This is a genomic window from Methylorubrum sp. POS3 (assembly GCF_043352485.1).
Taxonomy (GTDB): domain Bacteria; phylum Pseudomonadota; class Alphaproteobacteria; order Rhizobiales; family Beijerinckiaceae; genus Methylobacterium; species Methylobacterium suomiense.
In genome coordinates this window covers 1-846 of record NZ_JAPRBT010000032.1, presented here as the reverse complement: position 1 = coordinate 846, position 846 = coordinate 1, and the positions used below count along the sequence as shown (strand labels likewise).

1 protein-coding gene is annotated in these 846 nt (G+C 60.6%); it reads right to left on the bottom strand.

The genetic code is table 11. The features are described 5' to 3' along the window. Nucleotides 1–2: 2 nt before the first annotated feature. The coding region (locus OWC43_RS23385; RefSeq protein WP_393958680.1) for a transposase at nt 3–846 on the bottom strand (844 nt) is incomplete at its 5' end.

Here is an 846-nt window from a genome sequence, read left to right as displayed (position 1 = left end):
ACTCAGGAGTTGCACCTCGCATAGCGCAGTGAATAGCCGTGCTGGCGGAGAAATTCCGAGTTTCTGCTGAACGTCAGGAGCAGGCGGTTCAAATGAACGTCTGGCATGACCGTCATCAGTGCCAGAGCAGCACACGCCTCCAGGGTCATCCCGGTCTCTCGGTGCAGGATGGCCAGTGTCCAGGCCAGGAACACCAGCAGGACCCAGCGATCCAGGCCCACAGCAGTTCGCAATGCGAACTGCGCCAGACCAAACTGGTGCTTGCCCTCCTTGAAGAACGATTCCTCACTCCACCGCTTTGCCCCCTCGGCGACCACCTCGTCGCCTTCCATCAGTTCCGAAGAAACCGCGTGAAACACCCGGTCTCCACGGTCGACGCGACCCAGCACCAGCGGGTCATGCGGCCAGTTCTTCAATTCGATGTAGCCTCCATGCGGACAGTCAGCCACCGTGACCTCGCCTGGGTGCATCGTCCGCCGGGTTGACCGAACGCCCACCACAAACTCGAAGCCCAGCTGCCTGACTTCATCCAGGAAGACAGCGGATTCGAATCCGCTGTCTGCTAACACGCGAATCCGGAATCGACGACGGATCGCGTCTGGGACGGTTCGCAGAAGTTCTCGTGCCAGAGTCACTGGGGTCGCTGTCCCCTTGCCCCGGTAGACCCGGTACCCCACGGGAAACTTCACCGCTCCGTATTCGGCGAACAACACGACCAGATGGATGCCGTGAACCTCGTTATAGACGCGAACGAAGGGCAGCGTGCTGCCCTTTTTTTCGATGCTGGTCAGGTCGACACTCAGCCGCAGGAGTGGGCGGTGTTTTCGTCGGGCCGCGACAAGCAGC